We start from the raw sequence: 18,527 nt of genomic DNA on the forward strand, positions 1-18,527 counted from the left end.
CTTCTCGCTTCGAGAGCCTGTCCGGGTGGGCGCAGGGCGCGGGACGGCGTTCCAAATCGCGCGATCGCCGCCAGAGCGTGTCGCCGAAGTTGAGCCGGCACAGCATAGCCGCTGTCTCAAAGCTTGACGGAATGGCCCGGGATGCCTTTATTTCCGCCGCATTTCGCTCTCTGTCGCCTTGCAAGTGCTGCCGCAATCATTTCATAACGGTAGCGTTGCACCACCCCCCAAAGGGCGTAACGGGACGGCCGAGGTCGGCGAGTGATGCGCCCGATCGCCCGTTTGTCTCATTCAGGATGACCCCATGTCCCTCGTCGCCAATACCGCTCCGCACCTTCCCTATCTGAGGCGCTTCGCCCGCGCCCTCACCGGGGGGCAGAAGAGCGGGGACGCCTATGTCGTTTCGGTGCTGGAGGCCCTGGTCGCCGATCCCGACTCCTTCGATTCGGAGAACGATCCCCGCGTCGAGCTGTTCAAGGCTTTCTGCCGCTACTGGAACTCGGTCGACATCAACCTCAAGGAAGAGACGATCGATCCGGAAGGCGATCCTTCCGTGCGCCGGCTGGAGGCGATCACGCCGCTGCCGCGCCAGGCCTTCCTGTTGATGTCGGTGGAAGACTTTTCCGCCGGCGAGACCGCCGAGGTCCTCGGCATCTCAGAAGATGAGGTCTCGCGGCTCGTCGACCAGGCCGGCCAGGAGATCGCGGCACAGGTGGCGACCGATGTCCTCATCATTGAGGACGAGCCCCTGATCGCCATGGATATCGAGACGCTGGTGCGCACGCTCGGCCACCGCGTGACCGGGGTGGCGCGCACCCATTCGGAAGCCATCCAGGCCGTGAAGGAGCGTCAGCCGGGTCTCGTCCTTGCCGATATCCAGCTCGCCGACGGTTCCTCGGGGCTCGATGCGGTGAACGAGATGCTGCAATCCTTCTCGGTGCCCGTCGTCTTCATCACCGCCTATCCGGAGCGTCTGCTGACGGGTGAGCGCCCTGAGCCGGCCTTCCTCATCACCAAGCCGTTCCAGCCGGATACGGTGAAGGCGGTGATCAGCCAGGCGCTCTTCTTCGAGCGCCGCGCCGGCTAACGCCCGCCCGTTTTCCAATTCTGTTTCAGCGCACGCCGGGCCTGAAGTCCGGCGTTTCGCTTTTTGGGAGAGACTTATCTCCAAAAAGGCCAGCCGATTCAGTCGGTTCTGGCTTGGCTCCAAAAAAATATCGTTCCCGCCAACTTTTTTCGGAACCTTCGCGGAGCCCCACCGTTATCGGGGACAAGCGAAAGTTACGGAAACGGCGGGCGCGCCTCCTCTTCCCCCCCTTTGCCCCAGCGTCCGCCGTTTCCGTCAACTGCCGCGCCGCCCGGCAACTCCGGGGCGACAGTGGCAAAGGCGGCCTCCCACCCCGGGAGGCCTTCTTTTTTGTGCGGATCGATCTGCCATCCGCTTCAGAAATATTCCCCCATGATCAAAAAAGGCCTTTCGCGCCGCGCAGCTGCGCGGCAAAACTTCACGCCTGCAGTCGGGAACCGGCGTTCCCGGCTCACGTTGTGCCAGCGATACTCGCTCGCTAAAGATCACTCCATGGTTTTCCGGTGCCACTGTCCGTGACGACACCCCCGCGTGACAACGCTCAGCGCGACAAGGCAGGCAAGGCGGTCGGGGTCAGCCATGTCGCCAAGGCCGCGCTCTGGGAGCGCTGCTCGAAGGTGCTGCGCGGCTCTCAGATCTCGCTCTTCTCCCAGGATGCCGACGGCCTGTTCAACTGGGTGTTCAACGCGCCGGAGGGCCTCAGCCCATCGGCGATCCTCGGCAAGGGCGACGCGGATGTCTTTCCGGCCGAAACGGTGGAGAGCGTCGTCGCCGCCAAGCACGAGGCGAGGAAGACCGGGGAACTGCAGCAGCTCGAAATTTCCCTTCCGCTCGATCCCGACACGCCCCGCTGGTACGACATGCTTCTCGTGCCCGAATTCGGCGAGGACGGGACCGTCGCGGCGACGATCGGCGCCTTCATCGACATCACCGAGCGCAAGATCCAGGAAGAGCATCTCCGCATCGTCATGCGCGAGCTCGCGCATCGCTCGAAAAACCTGCTCGCCGTCATCCAGGGCATCGCCCGGCAGACGGCTGAGAATGCGAGTTCCACCGACCAGTTCGTCTCGCGCTTCAATGGCCGCATCTTCTCGCTGTCGCGCGCGCATGACGTGCTGACGGAGGCCGACTGGCGGGGGGCGCGCATTTTCGATCTCGTGCGCTCGCAGATCGCGCTCTATGCGGAGACGCGCCTCAGCCAGGTGGAGCTTTCGGGCGTCAATGGGTTCCTCCGGCCCAATGCGGCGCAGTATCTCGGCCTTGCTCTGCACGAGCTGACCACCAACGCCATCAAGTACGGGGCGCTGGGCTCCGACGAGGGACGGGTTGAGGTCGCCTTCGAGAAGGTGGAGGGCGATCATGGCCGCTATCGCTTCTCCTGGTGCGAGCGCAACGGCCCGCCGGTGAAACAGCCGAAGGCGAAGAGTTTCGGCGTCGTCATGCTGTGCGAGGTGGTGCCGACGACGGTCGGCGGCGCGGCGGATCTCGAATTCGAGCAGGACGGGCTCTGCTACGAGCTGACGCTCGCCAGGACTCAGCTTATTTCCTAGGACGCCGCTTGCGCCTTGAGGCCTTGAACCTCTCCCGGATCGGGGGAGGCGGCGAACGGCGCGGCAAGCCTTGCGCGGCTCGGCGGAGGCGGACCGAACAGGCCGCAGGGCGGGCCGATTGAGGCGGCGGCCCTTAATGGCCTAGACAGAGGGCCCTAGATAGGCTCCGAGCGGCCCGGCTGCCGGGCGCTTCCAGCAAAGGACCGGAAATGGACCAGACGGCGCTTCCCGCCATCGACCCGAAGCTTTTCCGCTCCGTCATGTCGCGCTTTGCCAGCGGCGTCACGGTTATCGCGGCCGAGACGGATGCGGGCGTGCGCGCCATGACGGCGAACGCTTTCCTGTCGGGCTCGATGAACCCGCCGCTTGCCGTCGTCGCCGTCGCCAGAAAGGCGCGCATGCACGCCGTCATGGAAGCGGCCGGCCGCTATACGATCAGTTTCCTTTCCCGCGAGCAGGAACCACTCAGCAATCTCTTCGCCGGCCGGCCGGCGGAAGACGTGACGAGCGAGTTCATCGATTTCCACGGCGCGAAGGTGCTGAAGGGCGCGATCGCCCATATCCTCGCCGATCCATACGACCGGCACGATTGCGGCGACCATTCGCTCTTCCTCGGCCATATCCGAGCCATGGAGGCGTTCGAGGGCGAGCCGCTCCTCTACTACGCATCAGCCTACCACCACCTTGCGACCGAGCCGGAGGGCGCGGCGCACAAGGTGGCGGATTTCTGGTAGGAGCCGGCCAGGCAGCGATCCACCGGCGGCCGCCCTCGCTTCCAGCCTTTCCAGCTCGACGCGGATCTCTTCCAGCATCCGGTCGCAGGCTGCCTCGTGACGATATGCGCCGGCCAGCCGGTAGGCTTTCGCGGCCGTCTCGAAGGCCTTCTGCGCCTCGGAAAACTCGGCGATGCCGTGCTTCATCCTGGCGAGCGAAAGGAGACACGTGGCCAGCCGCCATTGCTCCTGTGCCCAGTCATAGGGCGACTTGTCCGGATCGTGGATTTCGAGAACCGCGCGATAGGCCGCCACGGCGTCCGTTAGTTTCTGCGGGCTCTTCTCGATTTCTCCGATGGCGCGCAGGCCTTTGGCGATGCTGCCTTGGCTCTCCGCCCATTCCACGGGCATTTCCTCGCGCGGCCGCTCCTCCAGCGAGCGATAGAAGGCCGCGATTCCCTCTCGCACAAGGCGCGTGCTGCGCCTCTGCTGGCCGAGGACGCAAAGTGCGACGCCGAGGTTCATCTCCGCCATTGCCCAGTCGAGCGGAACGCGATCGCGCGTCCACTCTTCCTGGGCGCGGCGATAGGCGGAGATTGCTGCCTTCAGATGCCGCCGGCTCCGCTTCTTCTCGCCGAGAAGACGCAATGCAAGGCCGAGGCTGTTCTGGGTCGCAGCCCAGGAAAGCGGGTGCGTTCCGCGCCGCTGGACCCGCAGCGCTTCGCGGTAACAGGCGATCGCGAGGTGGAGCGTCTCCGGATCGTCCTTCCATTCGGCGAGCCGGCACAGCACGTTGCCGACATTGGCGTGCGTCGCGGCCCAGCGCAGGGGCAGCCGTGAGCGCGGCCATTTCTTCAACGCCTGGCCATAGACCTCGACCGCCTCGACAAGAAGGAGGGGGTCGCCCTTCCTTTCGGCGAGGTGCTCGAGCGCGTGACCGAGTGTGGTGTTCGCCTGCGCCCAGGCGAAGGGGGCCCGCTCCGGTGGCAGATCGGCGAGGACCTTCCGAGCGATCCTGACGGCTTCCTCGATCGGCTCGGCGGTCGGTGTGTTCCTGCCGAGCCGCTGGAGGATGTGGGCGAGCGCGATCTGCGCCGTTGCCCATCGGACGGGAGCCCGTTCGGGGCGATACTCCTCCAGCGCCTCGCGAACAGATGCTGCCGCTTCCTCCAGCCGCGCTGGTCCTTCGAGCTCCGCCATCAGCGCAAGGGCCGTGCCGCATTCCAGCTTCGTCTCGGCCCAGTCGAAGGGGACGAGGTCGCGTCGTCGTTCTTCGAGCGCCCGGCCGAAGGTCGCGACAGCTTCCTCCAGAAGCGCCGGGTCGTTCTCGTCCTGGCCGAGGTGCCGAAGGGCGATGGCGAGGGCATTGAGCGTGCCCGCTCGCTGGAGAGGAACGGCTTCAGGGTCGAGCCCGTCGAGCGCGTGGCGGTACGAGGCGAGGGCCAGGTGATGGCCGTTGATGTCGTCCGTCAGGCGCGCGACCAGCGCGGCCGACTGACCAACGGCATGCAGAAGGCCGGCGCGCTGCGGGTTGGAGAGCGATCCCGGCATCGCCTCGCATAGCGCCTTCAGCTGGAGTGTCTGCGGCAACAGCCAGTCGAGGAGGAGGGGAACGTCGTCCTGTCCGGCGAGGGTAACGCGGGTCAGAGCCATGTTGACGAGGAAGGGCGCGAGGCCGGCGTCGAAACCGGTCGGCAACTCGACCGTGCCAAGCTCGTAGCGATCCATTCCGAAGTCGCGCCCGAGGAAGTTGATGGAGAGGCATCCCGCGGCCCGCTCCACCCGGCCGAAGACGAGGACGTCTGCCTTTCGCGCACGCAGAAGCTCCTGCGCCTGCCTCTCCATCTCGATGCGGCCAGCGAACTTCCACCCCGCCGGGGCGGAGATTCGTGCGACTTTCAGCACGGGTATCGATGAAAGGGCCTCGGCGACCAGAGCGGTCTGCCCACCCTCCGTATCCCCGGCGAGATCGGCAAGGATCAGCCTGAAGCCCCGTCGGCGCCGCATTGTCCGGCCAATCGCGGCCTTCGAGGTGTCGAACAGACGCTCCAGCCACGGCCTTAGCCGGGCGAAGACCCACGAAAGCAAACGCGCGGCGATCGACCACGCGAAGCTGAGAATGAGAAAACCCGAGAAGAAGAAAACCCCAAGATGCGTTATCGCGCTTGCGGGATCGAAAGCAGGAGTGTCCACAACCACGCCCCCCGGCTGTTGCAATAGCCGGAACAATAAGAGAACAAATTGGCGGGGGCAAGTGAAAATGCGCGGCAGGGTTGCATCCTTCGCGCAGCCTGCCTGCGGCGCCTTTTCTCTCCTGCCTGCTTGCCTCTTGCCGCGGTTTCGTGAAAACGGAGGCCTGCAATTTTGCTCGCCATTGCCCGCAAGGAGCGCACCCATGTCCGTCTGGCCCGTCCACGGCACCATCACCGGCCCCGTCGTCATGATCGGCTTCGGCTCGATCGGCCGCGGCACGCTGCCCCTGATCGAGCGGCACTTCGAATTCGACAAGGATCGCTTCACGGTCATCGATCCGGACGATGCCGACCGCCGCCTCCTCGACGAGCGCGGCGTCACCTTCCTCCAGCAGGAGGTGACGCGCGAGAATTATCGCGAGCTGCTGACGCCGCTCCTCACCGAGGGCGAGGGGCAGGGGTTTTGCGTCAACCTTTCGGTCGACACCTCGTCGCTCGACATCATGAAGCTCTGCCGCGAACTCGGTGTCCTCTACATCGACACCGTCGTGGAGCCGTGGCCGGGCTTTTATTTCGACCGCGGCATGGACCAGGCGATGCGCACGAACCACGCGCTGCGCCAGACCGTGCGCGACGAGAAGGCGAACAACCCGGGTGGCACCACGGCCGTCTCCTGCTGCGGCGCCAATCCCGGCATGGTCTCCTGGTTCGTCAAGAAGGCGCTCACCGACATCGCCGAGGCGACCGGCCATGCCTATAGCGAGCCTTCCCAGGACGACCGGATCGGCTGGGCGAAGCTGATGCGCGATGTCGGCGTGAAGGGCGTGCATATCGCCGAGCGCGACACGCAGCGCGCCAAGCATCCCAAGCCCCTCAACGTCTTCTGGAACACCTGGTCGGTGGAAGGCTTCATTTCCGAAGGCATGCAGCCGGCCGAACTCGGCTGGGGCACGCACGAGACGTGGCAGCCGGCGAATATGCGCCACCAGAAGACGGGCTGCCAGTCGGCGCGCTTCATGCTCCAGCCGGGGGCGAACACCCGCGTACGCACCTGGTGCCCGACGCCCGGCTCCCAGTACGGCTTCCTCGTCACCCACAATGAGAGCGTCTCCATCGCCGACTACTTTTCGGTCGGCGAGGGGCTTGAGCCGGAATTCCGGCCGACCGTGCACTACGCCTACCATCCGGCGAACGATGCGGTGCTGTCGCTGCACGAGATGTTCGGCCAGGCCGGAACCGCGCAGCCGGCGCATCACATCCTCGACGAGAACGAGATCGAGGACGGCATCGACGAGCTCGGCGTCCTTCTCTACGGCCACGCCAAGAATGCCTACTGGTACGGTTCGCGGCTTTCCATCGAGGAGACGCGTGACCTCGCCCCCTACCAGAACGCCACCGGCCTGCAGGTGACTTCGGCGGTGCTCGCCGGCATGGCCTGGGCGCTGGAGAACCCGCAGGCGGGAATCGTGGAGACCGACGAGATGGATTTCCGGCGGTGCCTGGAAGTCCAGCTTCCCTATCTCGGACCGGTCGAAGGCCACTACACCGACTGGACGCCCTTGAGCGACCGGCCGGGGCTCTTTCCGGAGGATATCGACGAGAGCGACCCCTGGCAGTTCCGCAACGTGCTGGTGCACGACTGAGCGGACGCCTCTCGACGTAGGGATCTAGGCGCCGCGCGCCTCCTTGCCGAGGCGTATGGCGGTCTCGCGGGCCGCCGCGAGCGCCTCGTCGAAGCGTGCCTCGAGCCCTTCGTCGATGCCGCGGCAATGGTTGGCGACCTCCGCGCCCCATTCGACATATTCGGCAAACCGCTCCGCCGACCAGCCTTCTGGAGGAGAAGCGGCGACTTCGGCGAGGTTGCTTGTCTTGTCGGCAAGCTCGATCAGGCGGACGGGGCGGGAGGCCGTGGCAACGTGCTCCACCTGGCGGCGCATCCGTTCGGCGCGCGGCAGGCTCTCGTCGTCGGTCATCTCGTCCACCCAGCCGGCGACGCGCTCGCCGAAGAGATCGGCTATCTCCTCGCGGCTGGCGCCGCCCTTTTCCACCGTGCCGTGCAGGATCGCCGCCACGATCACGTCGGCGGCGGCGCCCTCGATGTTCTCGGCGAGAAGCGCGGCGACCTCGGCGACATGGTCGATATAGGGCGCGCCGACAAAGCCCTTGCGCGTGGCGCCGCTATGGCAACGCGTGGCATAGGCGAAGGCGCGGGCAAGAAAGAGCGTGTCGGAGGATGGGCGCGGCATGGGACTTGAAGCGAGGTACTCCGGCCTGCCCCTCTATTCAAGGAAGATGCGCACGCGGGCGGCCTTGCCCGCCCGGTCGAGCACCATCAGATCGGCAAAGCCGGGCCCCTGGGGGCGGAGGGTGATCTCGCGGCGAAAGGCGGTGCGCTGCACGGGCCTGCCGTCGAGGAACCAGGTGAAAGGCGGGGCGCCGTCGCGCAGCTTGATCGCCAGCGGCTGCGGCGCGCCGCCGGAAAGGCCGAGATCGATGCGCGCTCCGTCCGGCGGATAGGCGATTTCGGGGGCGGGCGTGGCGGCCTCCTCCCCGCGGCCGGCAAAGCGCAGCGGTGGCGGCAGGGCAGCGCTCCGCGCCTGAAGGATGCCGGCGGGCGGCGGCGGCATGCGCCGCGTCGGCCCGAGCCGCGAGAAGGCTTCCAGCATGATCGGAGCGGCGGCCTCGATGCCGACCAGGCCCGGCACCGGGGTGGCGTCGGCGCGGCCCGCCCAGACGCCGACGACATGGCGGCCGTCGAAGCCGACGGCCCAGGCGTCGCGATAGCCCCAGGAGGTGCCGGTCTTGAAGGCGATGTTGTCGGCCCTGGCGCCGAGCGGCGTCGGGGCGCCGGACAGGATGTCGGCGACCTGCCAGGCAGCGGCGGGGGAAAGGATGCGGCCGAGCTCCTGTCTCGGCGCGGCCGGATCTAGGCGGAGCTTCACCGCCTCGCCGCCGCGGGCGATCGCCGCCGACAGGGTGACGAGATCCTCCAGCGTGACGCCGAGCCCGCCGAGGCCGATGGCAAGCCCCGGCGGGGAGATGCCGGAAAGGGCAGGGCGCACGCCAGCGCGGCGCATGCGGGCGAGAAGCCGCGTCGGACCCACCTCTTCCAGGAGCGTCACCGCCGGCACGTTGAGGGAGAGCTGCAGGGCGCGGCGGACGGTGACGGTGCCGCGGTATTCGCCGTCGAAGCTCGCCGGGGCATAGCCGGCATAGGCAGTCGGCCGGTCCTCGATGAGGCTTTCCGGATGCGCGAGGCCGAGCTCGAAGGAAAGCCCGTAGATGAGCGGCTTCAGGCTCGATCCCGGCGAGCGCTCGGCCCTGGTCATGTCGATGAAGCCGGCGCGGGCAAAGCCGAGCGGATCGGCCGAGCCGACGGAGGCGAGGATCTCGCCGGTGCCGTGGTCGGCGGCGAGGATCGCCACGCTGACGCGGGGGCCGAGGCTCTTTGCGGCTCTCGCCGCCAGACGTTCCAGACGCTGCTGCAGGCCGGCATCGATGGAAAGGCGGATTTCCTCCGCCGCGCCCGGCGCCGAAGCGGCGCTTTCGTGGGCTCTTTCAGCGGCTTCAGCGGCGACGTGAGCGGCGAGCATGGGGAAAGGTTTTCGCGCCGAGGGGGCGGGCGAGCCGATCGCCTCCTTGGCCACCTCGATGCGCAGCGCGCCGGCCCTTGCGGCGCGGGCGAGCACCCGGTCGCGCGCCTCGCGGGCCTCTTCGGCGTGCCGGTCCGGCCGGCGCGCCTCCGGCGACTGGGGAATGGCGACGAGGAGGGCGGCCTCGGCGGCAGTGAGGCGGCCCGGCTCCTTGCCGAAATAGGCGAGCGAGGCGGCCCTGACGCCCTCGATATTGCCGCCATAGGGCGCGGCGAGGAGATAGAGGCCGACGATCTCGTCCTTGGAGAGACGGTTCTCCAGCGCCCGCGCCAGCAGGATCTGACGGAGCTTGCCGGCGAGGCTGCGCGTGTTCTCGCCGGAAAGGAGACGCGCCACCTGCATGGTCAGCGTCGAGCCGCCGGAAACGATGCCGACGCTCGTCACGGCCTGCCAGCCGGCGCGGGCGAGGGCGCGAAGATCGACGCCGTGGTGCTCGTCGAAGCGCCGGTCCTCGTAGGTCTTGAGAAGCCGGAAGAAGACCGGATCGACCTGGTCTCTTCCGACCTTCAGCCGCCAGATGCCGGTCCCGATCGGAAAGGGGCGCAGCAGCGTGCCGTTCCGGTCGACCACCAGCGTCGAGGTCGCAAGGTCGAGGTCGGGCAGATCCACGGAAACGACGGCAAGACGGAGCCCGGCCGGCGCGGCGAGAGACATCGCGCAGGCCAGCGCAATCCCCGCCATGGCCGGTCGTGCGAGGCCCCGCCTGATCGCGCGCCTCATCGCGCGTCTCTCTGGGCCCGGCTCAGCGCAGCGGCCCCTCCACATGGACGCGGCCGCTGTTGGTGCGGGCCCTCAGCTCCGGCCGGTACATGTCCTCGATGGTGGCGGCCGGATGGGCGAAATCTCCCGGCGAGACGGCCCGCACCACATAGGCGAGGCTGAAGCGCGTGGCGTTGCTCTGCGAGCGCTCCATTGCCGCGATGAAGCGGTCGGCACGGAACTCGGTATGCGCCGGCTCGGTGGAGAGATCGAGCCAGTCGAGCGCGCCGACATCGCCGCCGCGCAGGATGTTCGGATTGTCGATCTCAAAGCCCGCCGGCAGCGGGTCGTCGAGGATGAGGTTGCCGGAGCCGGCGGCATCGGCGGTGACGGTGAGAACCACGACCAGCCGATCGCCCTGCGCCACATTGGCGGGATCTACCGGCTCGCCCTGAAGCGTGTAGGTGGCGCGCTCGATCATGTAGCCGTTGCCGGAAGCCGGCTCGGAGGTGAGCGAGCGCCCGGTGGCGCTGATGGCCACATCGACCGGCGCTGCGCCGCGGTTCTCGACCGAAAGGCCGGCGCGGATGGCAGCTTCGTCCACTTTCTTCGACATCGGCCCGTCGAAGCGCTCGCCGCCGACGGAAAGCTCCGGCCGCACGGCCCCCTTCATCAGGGCGTTGGCGGCAAGCAGCGACCAGGCATCCTCCTGCGTGGAAGTGCGGCTCTGGGCCTGGCGCTCGTCGGCGACAAAGCTCGCCAGAAGCGGCAGGTCGACGCTGTCGATATCGCTTTCGGAGGCGAGCGTCAGGATCGCCGCCCCATCGCGCAGCCGTGAGCCGTAATCGAAGCGGAAGCCCTCGTCGTTGACGCCGCGCAGGTCTGAAACCGCGCGGCTGAAGATCGAACTCGACAGCGAGCGGTCGCCGTAGAGCGCCAGCGCGGCACCGATCTGCGCCTTTGCCAGCGGCGTGACGAAATCGTCGAGTTTGGTCTCGGCGTAGTAGCGCAGGTCGCCGATCGCCGCCCTGCCATTCTCGGCGAGCACGTAGAGGGCATAGGCGATGTCCTCGCCGGCATCGGAGAAGTCCGGAGCATAGGCGATGCGGTTCTTCAGGTTGTCGAGGGCGATGGAAAAGGCCGTCTCCGGGACGGTGTAGCCGGCACGGCGGGCGCGGCTCAGGAAGTCGGTGACGTAGGAATCGAGCCAGAGATCGTCCGATCCCGGCCGCCAGAGGCCGAAGCTGCCGGACGAGCTCTGATAGGCGAGGACGCCCTCGATCGCCTTCTCGATGCGCTCGTCCGCCGCCTTGTCGCGGGCCATGCCGAGCGCGTCGGAGACCTCGTTGAGGTAGACGAGCGGCAGGGCCCGGCTCGTCAGCTGCTCGGCGCAGCCATAGGGGTAGCGGTCGAGCTTTCGAAGGATCGCCGGCACGTCGAGCCGGCCGGCGCCGTAGGCGGAGACGCGAAGCCCGGCCGAGCCCGGCTTCAGCCCGTCGAGGATCGATCCGTCGAGATCGACCGAGCTGCCGGGCGCAAGGCTGATGAAGGAGGTGCGCAGGATCTCCGGCTCGCCGTCGCGGACGGTGAGGGCAAGGCTCTTTTCAAGAACCTCGCCGGCCGGCGTCGTCAGCGCCACGGAGAGCGTCGCATCGCCCTCGGCGATCGCGTCCAGAGGGACGAGAAGCTGCTCGCGGCCGCCTTCGGCGAGCTCGGTCGTCAGCGGAGCGGAAGCGGGCCGCACGACGTTTTCGTCGCTGCTCGTCACCGTCACCGAGACCTCGCCGGCGGGACCTTCCGCATGGGCGATATCGAGGGCGATGCGCGAGGTGTCGCCCGGCGCCATGAAGCGGGGAAGGGCGGCGGAGACGACCACCGGATCGCGGACGAGAACGTCCTTCTCGCCATGGCCGACGCCCTTCTCGCTCCAGGCGAGGGCCATCAGCCGCACGGTGCCGTTGAAGTCGCCGACGGGCACGTCGAAGCTCGCCTTGCCGTCCGGGCCAAGGCGGACGACGCTGGAATGCCAGGCAACGAGCTCCTCTGTCGGGGCGGGGCCCTCGAAGCGGGCGAGGGCTGCGTCGCCGCCGGTGCGCACGCGGCCCGGCGCGCCGGCAAAGCGGTCGATCAGCGCCGAATAGACGTCGCGGATCTCCATGCCGAGCCGGCGCTGGCCGAGATAGAAGGCCTCCGGATCCGGCGTTTCGAAGCCGGTGAGGTTGAGGATGCCGAGATCGACGGCAGCTAGCGTGACATAGGCTTCGTCGCCTTCGGCGAGGCCGGCGATCGAGATGCTCGCCGCAAAGGTGCCGCGAGGCTTTGCCTCGGAAGGCGCCTCAAGAGAAACGTTGAGGCGCTGCGCCTCGTTTTCGACGCTCGCCCAGGAAAGGCCGAGGGCGCGGGCCGGCATGCGTTTTTCGGCGATATCCATCGGCCGGTAGAGGGCGGCCGTCACATAGGCGCCGGGCCCCCAATCCTCGGTGACGGGCAGCTCGATCTCGGCCGAGCCTTCGGAAACCTCGACGGATTTCGTCGCGATCAGCCGGTCGTCGATCACCATCACCTGGGCGATGCCGGCAAAGCGCGGCTCAAGATGCACCACCGCCGTCTCGCCGATGCGGTAGCGCTCCTTGTCGAGCGAGAGTTTCAGAAATTCCGGCGTTTCCAGCGTCTTCGGCGCGGCATACCAGCCTGCCTCGAAGGTGAAGCTTGCCGGTAGGAGGTCGCCGCTCTTCGAGGCCACTTCGATCTCGTATTTGCCCCATTCGACCGGGGCGGAGATGGCGGCCGGCGCCTCGACGCCGACGCGCGCCGTGCCGTCCGAGACATGGCGGCGCGTTTCCAGGACCTCGTAGTTCCATTCGCCGTTGGAGCGGTACCATTGATAGTCGCGGTCGACCTTCGACAGCGTCCAGGTCAGATCCTCTGCGGCGATGCGCTCGCCCTCAGGCGAGATGGCTATGACGCTGAAGGCCGCGTCGGAGTTATCGTCCACCTCGCCCTGGAAAGCTGGCCTGATGCCAATGCGCGGGGCGTTGCCCTCGACGGGGAGCTTCAGGCTGCGCTCGACGGGGCGGCCACTGGTGTCGACAACCCGGATATTGATCGCCGCCTCAAGGGGCCTGGATGAGACCATTCCGTCGGGCAATGTCGGGCGGAAATCGAGCCGGCCCTCCCCGTCGGTGACGAGGCCGCCCTGCGGCTCGCGCAGCGTCTGGAATTCCTCGTCGGCTAGCCCGAAGCGGTAGCCGGGGAAGGCCTCGATCGTGTCGCTGGCGGAAACGATCGCCTCGCCCTCGGCGTCGAGACCGGAGGCGGGCGCGCCGTAGAGGAAGCGCGCCTCGGCCGTGATCTCGGGCGGGCTTGCCGGATCGATCGCCTGCGCTGCGGTCTGAAGCTCGAAGTCTAGGCGCTCCGGCTCGAAATCCTCCACGAAGAAGCTCGTCTCGGCCACCGAAGCGCCCTTCGGGTCGGTGTAGATGGCGGCCCGCCACTGTCCGCGCATGGCGTTCGCCGACAGATCGATTTCGGCAAGCGCCCCGCCGAGGCCTTCATCCTCCAGGAGGATACTTCGATCCTCCTTGCCGTCCGGTCGGAAGAGCTTTGCCGTCAGCGGCAGGTTCGCGATCGCCTCGGAGCGGCCGTTGCGGGCGAGCGTCGTCAGATAGACCGTTTCGCCGGCGCGGTAGATGCCGCGCTCCGTCGTGGCGAAGACATCGACCGGGCCCGGCGCGGCGCGGCCTTCGACGCCGCGGTCGGTGAGGTCGAAGGCGGGTTTCGACAGGTCGAGGAAATTGTAGTCGCCCGCATCCGTCTCGGCGACGAGGATCGCCGGCGCCATGCCGCCGGTGCCGCGCACGAGGCCCGGGGCGAAGCTTGCCTGGCCGGAAGCGTCGGTCGCGGCTTCGGCCAGAACCTCGTTGTTCTTCGCTACGAGGCGGAGCTTCGCGCCTTCCACGGGCGCGGCCGTACCGAGGGCGCGCAGGCTCGCATGCAGGCCGTCATTGCCCGAGAGCGTGGCGATGCCGAGATCGCTTGCCAGAAACCACTGGGTCGCCTCGGGAGTCCAGCTCTCCTGCTCGTTCCGGGCGGAGGCGCGGAGGACGTAGATGCCCGGCTGAAGCGTGGAGACGAGCTCGCCGATCGGGATCGCCGTGACGACCTCCCGGTTCAGCGTGTTCTCGACCTCGACGGCGCCTTTCCAGATCTTCTCGCCCTTGGCGTTCTCGATCTCCTCGGCCTGCCAGTCGCGCAGCTGACTGAGGAAGAGGTCGTCGCGCATCGTGCCGGCGATGCCGCGGTCGGGGATGAAGTAGAGCTCTGCCTCGATCTGGTCCGTATTGACCGTGGTGACGGGAAGCGTGGCGCTGCCGCCGGCGGGCACGACATAGGCGTTGCCGGAAAAGCGCGCCGAGGGGGAGCGGTCGCGCACGTAGATGCCGAGCTCGGCGGTCTTCTGCAGTTCCTCGCCATCGGCGGAGGGCAGGCCGGCGCGGGCACGGATATGGTAGCGGCGGCCATGGGCAACGCCGGAGATGCAGATCTGCGAACCGGAGGCCTCGACGGAGAGGTTGTCGCCGTTCTCCACGAAGATGAAATCGGCGAGGTCCGTGCGGATCGCGGGCAGGGCGTCGGAGAAATTGAGGCAGATGCGCGGATTGGCGGCGTCCGAATCGACCTGATGGTCGACAATGCGGAAGCCGTGCTGGGCGAGCGCCTGCTCATAGGCGGCGCGCACATCCGGCAATTCTTCCAGGGCAAGGCTGCCGCGATAAGCCTTGATCGCCGGCTTCCACTGATCGCGCGCGCCGAGCGAGCGGGCGAGAAGGGCGAGGGCGGCGGCGCGCTCGCGTGGCGCATCGGCATTGAGATAGGCGTTGACGGCGGCGGCGGTGCGCTCCTCCTCGAGCCGCTGGCGGACCTGCCAGTCGTCGGAATTCGCCTGTGCGGCGAAGGCGGCCAGCCGCAGCCACAGGTCGGGGCGATCGGGCGCGATGCGCAGTCCCGCCTTCATCCGCTCGGTGGCGAGGAGATAATTGCCGCCGGCGGCGGCGTTCTCCGCCTCCGCGAGCGTCTGGTCGAGCGAGAAGCCGGAGGGGCCCTCCTTCAGGCTGCCGACGAGCCGGCGCGCCTCGTCGAGGAAGCCGGCGGGCAGGAAGGAGAGCTCGGCGGTGCGCATTTCCGCCAGCGAGCGGGCATTGACGGCGCTTTCCACGACACGGCCGGAAATGGCGCTGCCGACGGCGCGCAGCTCGCCGACGCCCTCCTTCAGGAAGCACCAGCCGGCGGAGGTGTTGTAGGTGAAGGCCTTGCAGCGATCATCGGCGAGGCAGGCGGACTTGCAGGCCGCAAGCCCGACATCCTTCACGACGTCGTAATCGGCGCCGAAATAATCGGCGCCCTCCGTGACGAGAAGGTTCTTTTCGGCCGCGGCGGGCGGGGAGAAGAAGGCGGCGGAAAGGGCGAGGATGCCGGCGCATGCCGCCGACAGAATGGACGTTCCGGTGCGCATCTGACGCTCCCAGTTGAACCGCCCCACCCCGGCGCGGACCATACTGGGCGAGGCGGGGGCGGTAAAGGCGGATCGGGTTTCGGGCGGCGAAAGGCGGGTTGGGCTCAGGCGCGGGCGCCGTCGGGCAGCTGCGTCCAGTAGTCGCGATCCATATGGGCGACGCCGTCCTCCAGGCGGTCGATGACCTCGGCGAGCGAGACGTCGACGGCATGCAGGTAATCCGCCCAGTCGCGGAAATGCTGCAGCTCGGCCTTGCCGTCGCTGATTCCCTTGAGCGCGATGGTGGGGATGGCGAAGAGGTGGCCGGCGCGCATCACGGCAAAGCCCTCCATGTCGACCATCTCGGCGTCGATGGCGTCGTAGGCCGCGCCGGAGACGATGTTGGAGCCGGTGGAAAGGCGTGCCGCCTCGACCCCCGATATCTGCTGGGGGATCGCCACCTCGGCCGGCAGATTGAGGAACGGCGTGCGGCCCTTCTCGAAGCCGAGCGGCGAGGCGTCCATGTCGCGGAAGGAGATGGCGCTCGCCTGGTAGACCTCGCCCTGTTCCAGGAGCCGGGAGCCGGCGCTGCCGATCGAGACGAGAAGGTCGGGCTTGTCTTCCGCGCCGAGCCGCGAAAGCCAGGCGGCGGTGCCGATACCCGCCTCGACGGGGCCGACGCCGGTGATCAGCGGGTGGATGCGCGCCTTCAGTTCGGGCCCGTATTCCTGCACCGTGGCCATGACAAAGAGGAGGCGAAAGCCCCCCACGGTCTCGATCCTGGCGTCTGCCACCCTATGTCCCCCGTCTCCGTTAGCCTTTCCGACAGTTTGACAGGAAAGGCGTTTCCCTTAATCACGGCTCCAACATTATGCACCCCGGCATGGCAATCTGCCACGGGGACCAACGAGGGGAAGCGTCATGAGCGATCGCGTCGATGCCGGCGGCCTGAAGGTGGCCCGCCCGCTCCACGATTTCATCAACAATGAAGCACTGCCGGGCACGGGTATCCGTCCCGAGCATTTCTGGGAGGCGTTTGCCGGGATCGTTCGGGACCTGACGCCGAAGAACCGCCAGCTCCTCGCCGTCCGCGAGGACATGCAGGAAAAGATCGACGAATGGCACCGCGCCCGGCGCGGCAAGGGCTTCTCGCTGGAGGCGTACAAGGAGTTTCTCTCCCAGATCGGCTACATCGTGCCGGCGGGCGAGGTCTTCTCCGTGGAGACCGACAACGTCGATCCGGAGATCACCACGATCGCCGGCCCGCAGCTCGTCGTTCCCGTGTCCAATGCGCGCTACGCACTCAATGCGGCGAATGCCCGCTGGGGCTCGCTCTACGACGCGCTCTACGGCACCGACGTCATTCCCGACAACGATGGTGCCGAGCGCGGCTCGAGCTACAATCCGAAGCGCGGCGAGAAGGTGATCGCCTGGGGCCGCGATTTCCTCGACGAGAACTTTCCGCTCAACGGCGACAGCTGGCGCCATGTCGCCTCCTTCGCGGTGGAGGAGGGGCGCCTGCGCGTCGCCGGCCATCACGGCAGCAATGCCTGGCTGAAGATCGCCGACCAGTTCGAGGGCTTTCGCGGCCCGGCCGACAAGCCGGAGGCGATCCTCCTCGTCAACCACCACATGCATGCCGAGATCGTCATCGACCGGGCGCATCCGATCGGGCGCACCGACACGGCCGGCATTGCCGACATCGTGCTGGAATCGGCCGTCACCACCATCCAGGACTGCGAGGATTCCGTCGCCGCCGTCGACGGCGAGGACAAGACGCTCGTCTATCGCAACTGGCTCGGGCTGATGGACGGCACCCTCACCGCCACCTTCCAGAAGGGCGGCGAGCAGGTGGAGCGCCGGCTGGAGGAAGACCGGCACTACACCGCGCCGGACGGTTCCGGCTTCAGCCTGCCCGGCCGGGCGCTGATGCTGGTGCGCAATGTCGGGCATCTGATGACCACGCCGGCGATCCTCGACGAGAGCGGCGAGGAGGTCTTCGAGGGCCTTCTCGACGCCATGGTCACCTCCATGATCGCCCTTCACGATGTCGGCCCGAACGGGCGCGGCGCCAACAGCCGCACGGGCTCGGTCTACATCGTCAAGCCGAAGATGCACGGGCCGGACGAGGTCGCCTTCTCCAACGAGATTTTCGGCCGCGTCGAAGATGCGCTCGGCATGCCCCGCTACACGCTGAAGATGGGCATCATGGACGAGGAGCGCCGTACCACGGTCAACCTCAAGGAATGCATCCGCGCCGCCAAGAACCGCGTCGTCTTCATCAATACGGGCTTCCTCGACCGCACCGGCGACGAGATCCACACCTCGATGGAAGCCGGACCGATGATCCGCAAGGGCGACATGAAGGAAGCGGCCTGGATCAAGGCCTATGAGGACTGGAACGTCGATGCGGGCCTTGCCTGCGGGCTGCGCGGCAAGGCGCAGATCGGCAAGGGCATGTGGGCGATGCCCGACCTGATGGCCGACATGCTGAAGCAGAAGATCGGCCACCCGATGGCCGGCGCCAACTGCGCCTGGGTGCCTTCGCCGACGGCGGCGACGCTGCACGCCATCCACTACCACAAGGTGGACGTGCTGGAGCGCCAGGAGGCGCTGAAGAAGCGCGCCAAGGCGAAGCTGGAGGACATCCTTTCGATCCCGCTCGCCGAGCGGCCGAACTGGACGCCCGAGCAGATCCAGGCCGAGCTCGACAACAACGCCCAGGGCATCCTCGGCTACGTCGTGCGCTGGATCGACCAGGGGGTGGGCTGCTCCAAGGTGCCGGACATCAACGATGTCGGACTGATGGAGGACCGGGCGACGCTGCGCATTTCCTCCCAGCACATGGCGAACTGGCTCTATCATGGCGTCGTCAGCGAGGAGCAGGTCGAAGAGACCTTCGAGCGCATGGCCAAGGTCGTCGACCGCCAGAACGAGGGGGACCCGTCCTACCGGCCGATGTCGGAAGACTATACGGCGAGCGTCGCCTTCCAGGGCGCCAAGGATCTGGTGTTCAAGGGACGCGAGCAGCCCTCGGGCTATACCGAGCCCATCCTGCACCGGCGCCGGGCCGAGGCGAAGGCGAAGCACGCCGGCTAGGCCGTCCCGCATTCAAGCAGGCACGCCGGTTCGCCGATGAAAC

The 18,527-nt window shown here is 67.5% G+C and carries 10 protein-coding genes; 5 read left to right on the forward strand and 5 right to left on the reverse strand.

Features of this window, described 5'->3' with window-relative positions; genetic code table 11:
• The first annotated feature begins 304 nt into the window (after positions 1-304).
• The 3 genes from CLD20_RS06455 to CLD20_RS06465 all read left to right on the forward strand — a co-directional run bounded on the left by CLD20_RS06455 (position 305) and on the right by CLD20_RS06465 (position 3,371).
• On the forward strand, positions 305-1,087 hold the full coding sequence (locus tag CLD20_RS06455; RefSeq protein WP_224405772.1) for a response regulator: 783 nt from the start codon (positions 305-307) through the stop codon (positions 1,085-1,087).
• A 515-nt stretch (positions 1,088-1,602) separates the two neighbouring features.
• Complete coding sequence (locus tag CLD20_RS06460) at positions 1,603-2,637, forward strand: HWE histidine kinase domain-containing protein (RefSeq protein WP_224405773.1); 1,035 nt, start codon at positions 1,603-1,605, stop codon at positions 2,635-2,637.
• Positions 2,638-2,846: 209 nt separating this feature from the next.
• Positions 2,847-3,371, forward strand: a complete 525-nt coding sequence (locus CLD20_RS06465) for a flavin reductase family protein (RefSeq protein WP_224405774.1) — start codon at positions 2,847-2,849, stop codon at positions 3,369-3,371.
• Here CLD20_RS06465 and CLD20_RS06470 read toward each other — a convergent pair.
• On the reverse strand, positions 3,306-5,357 hold the full coding sequence (locus CLD20_RS06470; protein ID WP_224405775.1) for a tetratricopeptide repeat protein: 2,052 nt from the start codon (positions 5,355-5,357) through the stop codon (positions 3,306-3,308). The two genes, CLD20_RS06465 and CLD20_RS06470, sit on opposite strands and share 66 nt — an antisense overlap.
• A gap of 388 nt (positions 5,358-5,745) precedes the next feature.
• Here CLD20_RS06470 and CLD20_RS06475 point away from each other — a divergent pair, with 388 nt between their 5' ends.
• On the forward strand, positions 5,746-7,185 hold the full coding sequence (locus CLD20_RS06475; protein WP_224405776.1) for a homospermidine synthase: 1,440 nt from the start codon (positions 5,746-5,748) through the stop codon (positions 7,183-7,185).
• A gap of 24 nt (positions 7,186-7,209) precedes the next feature.
• On the opposite strand, the gene CLD20_RS06480 is transcribed toward CLD20_RS06475, so the two are convergent.
• The 4 genes from CLD20_RS06480 to CLD20_RS06495 form a co-directional block, all read right to left on the reverse strand.
• The gene (locus CLD20_RS06480) at positions 7,210-7,788 is read right to left on the reverse strand and encodes an HD domain-containing protein (RefSeq protein WP_224405777.1); all 579 of its coding nucleotides are present in this window, start codon (positions 7,786-7,788) and stop codon (positions 7,210-7,212) included.
• Between the two features lie 33 nt (positions 7,789-7,821).
• On the reverse strand, positions 7,822-9,915 hold the full coding sequence (pbpC, locus tag CLD20_RS06485; protein ID WP_224405778.1) for a penicillin-binding protein 1C: 2,094 nt from the start codon (positions 9,913-9,915) through the stop codon (positions 7,822-7,824).
• A gap of 22 nt (positions 9,916-9,937) precedes the next feature.
• Entirely contained in the window at positions 9,938-15,406 is a 5,469-nt protein-coding gene (locus CLD20_RS06490; RefSeq protein ID WP_224405779.1) for an alpha-2-macroglobulin family protein, read from the reverse strand.
• A gap of 104 nt (positions 15,407-15,510) precedes the next feature.
• Positions 15,511-16,179, reverse strand: coding sequence for a 5'-methylthioadenosine/S-adenosylhomocysteine nucleosidase (locus CLD20_RS06495; RefSeq protein ID WP_224405780.1), 669 nt, complete (start codon positions 16,177-16,179; stop codon positions 15,511-15,513).
• Positions 16,180-16,306: 127 nt separating this feature from the next.
• On the opposite strand from CLD20_RS06495, the gene CLD20_RS06500 reads away from it, so the two are divergent.
• Complete coding sequence (locus tag CLD20_RS06500; protein WP_224405781.1) at positions 16,307-18,484, forward strand: malate synthase G; 2,178 nt, start codon at positions 16,307-16,309, stop codon at positions 18,482-18,484.
• The last annotated feature ends 43 nt before the right edge of the window (positions 18,485-18,527 follow it).

The sequence above is a fragment of the Afifella sp. IM 167 genome (assembly GCF_020144925.1).
Taxonomy (GTDB): Bacteria; Pseudomonadota; Alphaproteobacteria; order Rhizobiales; family Afifellaceae; genus Afifella.